The following is a 6,495-nucleotide window of genomic DNA, read 5'->3' on the forward strand; positions in this document are numbered from 1 at the left end:
TTGGGAATATCATCTTAATGGCGATAATAAACAATATGATTCCGCCTGAAATGCTGAGCGTTTCCGGTTCAACCTGCAAGAAGTTCATAATGCTTTGACCTGCAAATAAGAAGGTCATCAAAATCACGAGAGCAAACATCAACTCTCTGAATAACACTTTACGACGTCGTTTAGGATCTAAGTGTTTGAGTATAGAGAGAACGATAGGAAGATTGCCTAATGGATCCATGATCAAAAACAACATGGTCGCGGCAGATAAAATTTCCATAACAAGCAATCCGGTTAAAAAGAGTTGGCGCAGTATAACGACTTCAACGCCCTTAAGAAACCGGATTTAGATAACAATAATAGGTAGATGCAATGTCGAAAAATTAGTGGCTACAAACACGCTCGGCATTCAGCGACCATACGCCATCTTTTACCCATACTTTTTCTCTTCGCTGAAAGAATTCCAGCAGCGCATCAAGTTCAAAACCAGTCTGACTACAAGTACGAAACGTAACATCATTTCCGTATTCCTTAGCAACCGCTTCTCGTAACGCCTCTTCCGTCATTGCATTTTCACGGAGCATATTAAGCACAGCATGCGCGTGGATTTCGTTAGACATTGGAACTACCTACATAACCGTTAAGTGAATGACGCATTATACAATAGCAGAAGCGGTAATCAGAGAGTACGCAAGTAAATAAGCACCAGAAACCACATATCTCCCACCTAAAATAGGACGTCGATAATCATGAATAGCTAAAAGACCTGCCGATAGAATAAGGACTAAAGAACCAATAAAGCCGAATAAACTCAACATTGATGACTGCAATAGCCAAACAGCCCCTGCAGCCCAAGCTAATTGAACAAGTACCAACCCCATCAGTGTCACAGGGAAAATCAAGCGATCAATCTGAGGAAGTAACAGGAAAAAAGCCAACAAGCCACTGGCCAACAAAAAGGCCGGCAACCACCACTCGATGCCACCCGATAATTGAACCCAAAACGACTTACTTAAACATATTTGTGCAACCAAAAAGCAGGTAAAGCAGACTCGGTGATAACGCTTAAGCAGATACAAGGAATCCCCTAGCATTGAAATGCCAAGCCCAAGAGAGATCCAAAGCTGAACTGGAGTCAATTCCGCGTTCTTTTGAAACAAAATGATCAATAAAAAGAGAAAACTCACCGCTCGAAAAGCTATCGCTTGCGTATTTTTACTATTTTCATTTGCTGAAATACTCACAAAGCCCGCCAGAGCGACAGACATCCAACTCCACATACCACCACCTCTTTTTATTACGCCGCCAGTTTAGGCGTGTAACAGGTGATGTCTAGGAGTGTATGACAAAAATTGGATCTCGATTGTGATTCCTTTGTAACGCGTTTTTACGGCGGTCACTACCTACCATTATCCTGATTCAGTGGTTCTTTCAGTATGGTCGATTATCGACACTTTGAGCACAAAGAGACTAAAACCAATCCTTAAAAATAGAAAACATGCCACGTTAGATAAAAAATAAAGCCAAGAAATATTTATAAAACCCAATAAATACAATGATATAAATTAAATAAAAGGGAAAACAACAACTTGAAAACCCAGGAGATCGCTAATCCATTTATACGAGGAAAATAAATGACTTTATAGTCAATTAAACAGAGGTTATAGCATTAACCTTTAATTCCCCCACATATAAAACAAATTTACCCCAACTTTACAAAGATAGAAACCACACAGGCAACCAACCACCCAAAACAACAAAAAAACAAACAACGAACACTAAGTGAACTATTAAATTTAAATTAAAAACAATGAGTTAAAATAATAAAGACAAAAATAGATACGATTAGCTCAAAATAAAAACAGAACAAAACCAGGCAACTAAAGCTATGTTTCACGTCAATTAACCAAGAGTAAAGTTAGTATTTTGAAGGTTAGCCAAACAAATACTTGATCAAACCACCAAATCAGTGCTATTGTTATTAGCACAGTATCAAACATCTAAACAGAGGAGCAGAGTTATGATTACTTCTTCACAAAAACAAGGACTTGTAATGATCGCCGTGGTAGTTGGCTTAATGACCCTGCCCGTGATGTATTACTAAAATCACAAAAAACAAAAGGGACGCATTTGCGTCCCTTTTGTTTTTTTAGCTCATAGATAAATCACTTCAACTTACCCATCGACATTACTGATTCATTTCAATTATAAATGTCTCGATAATTCATCCCAATGTACGTAGTAAAACCCTAGCGCTATTAAAGTGATAAACATCATTAAAGCAATCGCGACTCGCCAAATAAAACGTCCGCTTCTCGGTGTTAGCTCCTGCTCACATTCATCACAGGTAGAAAGAAAAGACCGCCTATCTTCTAGCTCATAGTCATCTTCATGAACGATTTTATTGCGAATTGTCGCGATATATCTCAGTTTTCCAATCACATCATGAGGAAGTCGCTCTTCACAGCTACTGATTAACTGATGCAATCCTTTTCCATCCGCGTGATAGTGCCCGCGGAGCAATGCTTCGAGTTTACGGGTGCGTAAAACGACTTTTTCAATATCAGACATTGCAATCCTCCATGGCTATTATTGTAGACAGGCATACTTCCATTCTTCTATATGCACATCACTTTTTCGAGTATTTTCCAAAAATAATTGATAAACCTCGATCTGTAACCCATTGAAAGTAAGCTAATCTAAACTAATTGATGAATAGATTAATACATCGGTCACGATTCATGATCACAAACAGAAAACTCAGTGACAGTCGAGGCTACAATAACTTGTCAATATTACGGAGAGCGTCATGCCTGTTTCACTTTTTATTGCGGTAGCCCTGTTAGCGCTAGGCGCAGCTTGGGTCTTCCTTGGTTTTTATCGAAAGCACATCCAAGGAGAAAATGCGCCTGAGCAGTCGGTTAACGTCACCATTTTAGATAAACAAACCATTCAGGTTCCTGATGCCCAACCCGGTGAAGAAGAAGAGTTTTGGATCTATGTACAGCGCGGAGCTGTCGGTCCTAAGCGAGAATTTCAAATAGGTGTCCATTATTACCATGCACTAAACCCTGGTGATAAGGGAACACTCACCTACCAAGGGGACAAATTTCTTCACTTCGCGATGAAACGCTAGCTTTATAAGGTATCGCTTATTTGGTGACTATGGCAGCAACCAACGTGTCTTTGCTGAATGAGAAAACAAGACACTCAATAACAACGCCCCTGCACCACTGACCACAATCCATACTGGGATAACCCATGCAGGGTGTCCCTGATACCAACCAAACTCTTTCATCGGCCACAGAAAAATCGGGTGTAGGATATAGATCCCCAAACTATTTTGACTAATCACACCAACAACCTTGCGCGTTTTCTCTGATAAACTCTCTCCAAAATAACGGCACAGCATAAATACCATACTCGCGGCCAATATAACGTTAAGTGTTTTATAGGATAGCCAACGGCCCACAGTATAGGCGTCTGCCGTCACACTTAAATTCACGACCGATACCACTGTAGCAACGAGTGCGATTACACCAAGACCGGTAAAGATCCCAACACTGGTTTTATTAAGCGGTACTTTCTTAAATAGCACATACCCTAATGGTAAGTAACCAGAGTACAACCAAAACTGATTACTCCATGGCCCATCTACCTTGAACAAGTAAAGTACCGTCGTGAACAACCAAACCGCCACCAACGTATAGACCGCTTCATCCGTTGTTCGACGCACAAATATTTGCAGCAACGGAATCACAAAATAGAGCGGAATGAAGTAGTAGAAAAAGCCTAAATGATAGTACGTGGAGTGCGTTAGGCTGTCAGACAGTACCTGTTTAGTTACCCCGATATCATATCCCGCGAGAGTCCAGCCTGATAAATACGCATAGAACAAAGACCAAATAATAAAAGGCAATAACACCTTACCGAGTCGACGTTTGACATAGTATTTGGCGTCGAACGGTCGCTGATCACTAAGCATCAGGGCGCCTGATATCAAGATAAAGACAGGGACGGCCCAGCGCGATACCCCATTGATACTCACCGCCGTTAGCCATTGGTCAAAAGGAATGGAGCCTAACTCATGGCGATAAGGCGCAAGTACATGAATCGCAATAACAGCAACCGCAGCAACGCAGCGTAATAAATCAAAAAATTGAACACGCTCTCTCACCAAACACTCCTAGCTCCCATCATGAACAGATCGAATATAGCAGCAAAAAATCCGATGATGTAACATCCTGGTCAGATTTTGGTTAAAACATGTTGTTCCATTGAGTCCAGATTCTGGCTAATTTATGCTGCCACTTGGTTTAGCCTTGGCAGTTTTATCGAGATGAATGTCGTCAATAACAAAAACGCAAAAGAAACCCATAAGCAGGCTGCAAGGCCCCCCATTTGAAATACCCAACCAGATAGAATCGTACCGATCAAACGCCCCATCGCATTGGCCATATAATAAAAACCCACATCCAGTGACACGCCATCGCCTTTGGCATAACTCACAATCAGATACGAATGAAGTGATGAGTTAACAGCAAAAATAGCGCCGAACACCATCAATCCGCCAATAATAACAAGCTCTGGCTGCCACCCCACTTGTACAGCATAGGCAATACCTGCGGTAACCGCGGTCAATGCCAAGGCCCAGAGAAACGCTGCGTGACCATCGGGAACTTGACCTTGAGCCTTACCGGTTATTCTCGGTGCGATACTTTGAACAACCCCATAAGCAATGGTCCAAGTCGCGAGAAAACCGCCCACCCATGCGTGATCCCAACCAAACACGCTTCCAAGATAAATGGGTAAAGCAATCACAAACCATACATCACGAGCCCCAAACAAGAACATGCGCGCTGCTGAGAGGATATTAATGGACTCAGACTTAGAAAAAATCTGATTAAACTTAGGCTTAGTTTTCGCTTTGCCCATATCCGCGTCTAAACTCACCACACTGCTAATGAACACTAACGTAAGCACAGCTGCCATCACCAGCACCGCATATTGAAAACCTATGGTTGAAAGCAAGAGACCGCCGATAAAGAAGCCGGCTCCCTTGAGCGCATTCTTAGAGCCCGTCAGAACCGCAATCCATTGATACAATGCCCCTTGCTGCTTGTCTGGCACCAGCGTTTTGATTGAGCTTTTCGCACTCATTTTGTTGAGATCTTTGGCTATACCAGACAGTGCCTGTGCGGCCATCACCCAAGGAATCGTTAACATGGCACTAGGTACCGCCAGCATCCCCAGTGCTATCACCTGCATCCCCAACCCAATATTCATGGTCTTATTCAAACCAAGGCGAGCCCCAAGCCATCCGCCAATTAAGTTGGTCACCACACCAAAGAATTCATAAAAAAGAAACAGTGAAGCGATCTCTAACGAGCTATACCCAAGGTCATAAAAATACAGAACCACCAGCATACGCAGCGCACCATCGGTAATGGTGAAGTTCCAGTAGTTAAAGGTCACCAACATATATTGGCGAACACTTTTGCTTAAATTTGAAAACATACGAGCTTCTCATAAGGTAAACCATCACGTGATAAAAAGGGCTTTTGGATCATCATGTCTCAAAAGCCCTTAAACCTGTGCACTCAGTGTATATAAACGAGCTTACTGAGCCGCTACAGCATGAATGTATTCAATTTGAATGGGTTTAGTGAATGCACCAGGACGAAGCGCCTGTACTTCTTGAACAATCTTGCTCAGAACCCAATTTTTCTCGAGCAGTAAATGTCCAGCTAGCAAACCTGTACGACCAGAGCCGCCCATACAATGCATTGCTACCTTACCACCGCCATCAACCACTTTATGTAACGCAGGACTGACCGCTTGCCATTTCGCCGCAAAATCAGCCCCCGGAGCACAATCATCTTCAATCTCGATCTGAAACCAGTGCATACCTAATGCTTGCGCTTTCTCGCCTAGCTCAGACACGTTTTTACTGGCTAGTTCTGCGCTGTCTAAAGCCGTCACAATTGCTTCTACGCCTTGTGCTTTCAGTTGCGCTAAAGAGGTATCTAGATCGGCTTCTTTTGTGCCAGGACACGGAGTAAGCACTAACGCACCTATTTCTAGATCAAGCTGCCATGTGGGGTGTACTTGAGAAATTGTCATTATATTTATTCCTTATGCTAGACCAACAGTACGAACAAGCTCAGCGGTGCGCGTTGCGTAGCCCATCTCATTGTCATACCAAGCGTAGATTTTCACCATACGGGTACCCACAACCATGGTTGATTGAGCATCAACAATCGTTGAACGTTGATCGCCTCGATAATCAATCGATACTAATGGACGATCTTCAAAACCAAGAATGCCCTGAAGCTCTCCTTGTGACGCTTCTTTGAGTAACGCGTTCACTTCTTCCGCCGTAGTATCACGCTTCACATCAAACACAATATCCGTCAGTGATGCATTCGCCAGTGGAACACGCACGGCATGGCCGTTAATTTTGCCCTTAAGCTCAGGGAAGATTTCAACGATAGCCGTAGCTGAACC

Annotated in this window: 8 protein-coding genes and 1 pseudogene; 1 reads left to right on the top strand and 8 read right to left on the bottom strand. The window is 42.8% G+C overall.

The window, feature by feature from the left end:
* From ACP45E_RS10725 to ACP45E_RS10740, 4 genes are all read right to left on the bottom strand, one after another.
* Positions 1–268, bottom strand: a 268-nt coding sequence (locus ACP45E_RS10725) for a MarC family protein (protein WP_277815700.1), incomplete at its 3' end; no start/stop codon positions are given.
* A 103-nt stretch (positions 269–371) separates the two neighbouring features.
* Positions 372–608: a YecH family metal-binding protein gene (locus tag ACP45E_RS10730; RefSeq protein ID WP_017038501.1), complete on the bottom strand. Its 237-nt coding sequence runs from the start codon at positions 606–608 to the stop codon at positions 372–374.
* Between the two features lie 36 nt (positions 609–644).
* Positions 645–1,268, bottom strand: a complete 624-nt coding sequence (locus ACP45E_RS10735) for a lysoplasmalogenase (RefSeq protein WP_017036857.1) — start codon at positions 1,266–1,268, stop codon at positions 645–647.
* Between the two features lie 925 nt (positions 1,269–2,193).
* Positions 2,194–2,559, bottom strand: a complete 366-nt coding sequence (locus ACP45E_RS10740) for a hypothetical protein (protein ID WP_017036856.1) — start codon at positions 2,557–2,559, stop codon at positions 2,194–2,196.
* Between the two features lie 238 nt (positions 2,560–2,797).
* Between ACP45E_RS10740 and ACP45E_RS10745 the strand changes: the two genes are divergently transcribed.
* Positions 2,798–3,124, top strand: a complete 327-nt coding sequence (locus ACP45E_RS10745) for a DUF2500 domain-containing protein (RefSeq protein ID WP_017036855.1) — start codon at positions 2,798–2,800, stop codon at positions 3,122–3,124.
* Positions 3,125–3,151: 27 nt separating this feature from the next.
* Here ACP45E_RS10745 and ACP45E_RS10750 read toward each other — a convergent pair whose 3' ends face one another.
* The 4 genes and pseudogenes from ACP45E_RS10750 to ACP45E_RS10765 form a co-directional block, all read right to left on the bottom strand.
* The gene (locus ACP45E_RS10750) at positions 3,152–4,165 is read right to left on the bottom strand and encodes an acyltransferase (protein ID WP_017038502.1); all 1,014 of its coding nucleotides are present in this window, start codon (positions 4,163–4,165) and stop codon (positions 3,152–3,154) included.
* 122 nt (positions 4,166–4,287) lie between these two features.
* Positions 4,288–5,505: an organoarsenical effux MFS transporter ArsJ gene (gene arsJ, locus ACP45E_RS10755; RefSeq protein ID WP_017038503.1), complete on the bottom strand. Its 1,218-nt coding sequence runs from the start codon at positions 5,503–5,505 to the stop codon at positions 4,288–4,290.
* Positions 5,506–5,607: 102 nt separating this feature from the next.
* Positions 5,608–6,111 carry a cyclin-dependent kinase inhibitor 3 family protein gene (locus tag ACP45E_RS10760; protein WP_017038504.1) on the bottom strand — a complete coding sequence of 168 codons (504 nt, stop codon included), beginning with the start codon at positions 6,109–6,111 and terminating at the stop codon, positions 5,608–5,610.
* 12 nt (positions 6,112–6,123) lie between these two features.
* A pseudogene (locus ACP45E_RS10765) lies at positions 6,124–6,495 on the bottom strand (ArsJ-associated glyceraldehyde-3-phosphate dehydrogenase); the annotation flags it as partial.

It is taken from the genome of Vibrio genomosp. F10 str. 9ZD137 (assembly GCF_049974785.1).
In the GTDB taxonomy this organism is placed as follows: domain Bacteria; phylum Pseudomonadota; class Gammaproteobacteria; order Enterobacterales; family Vibrionaceae; genus Vibrio.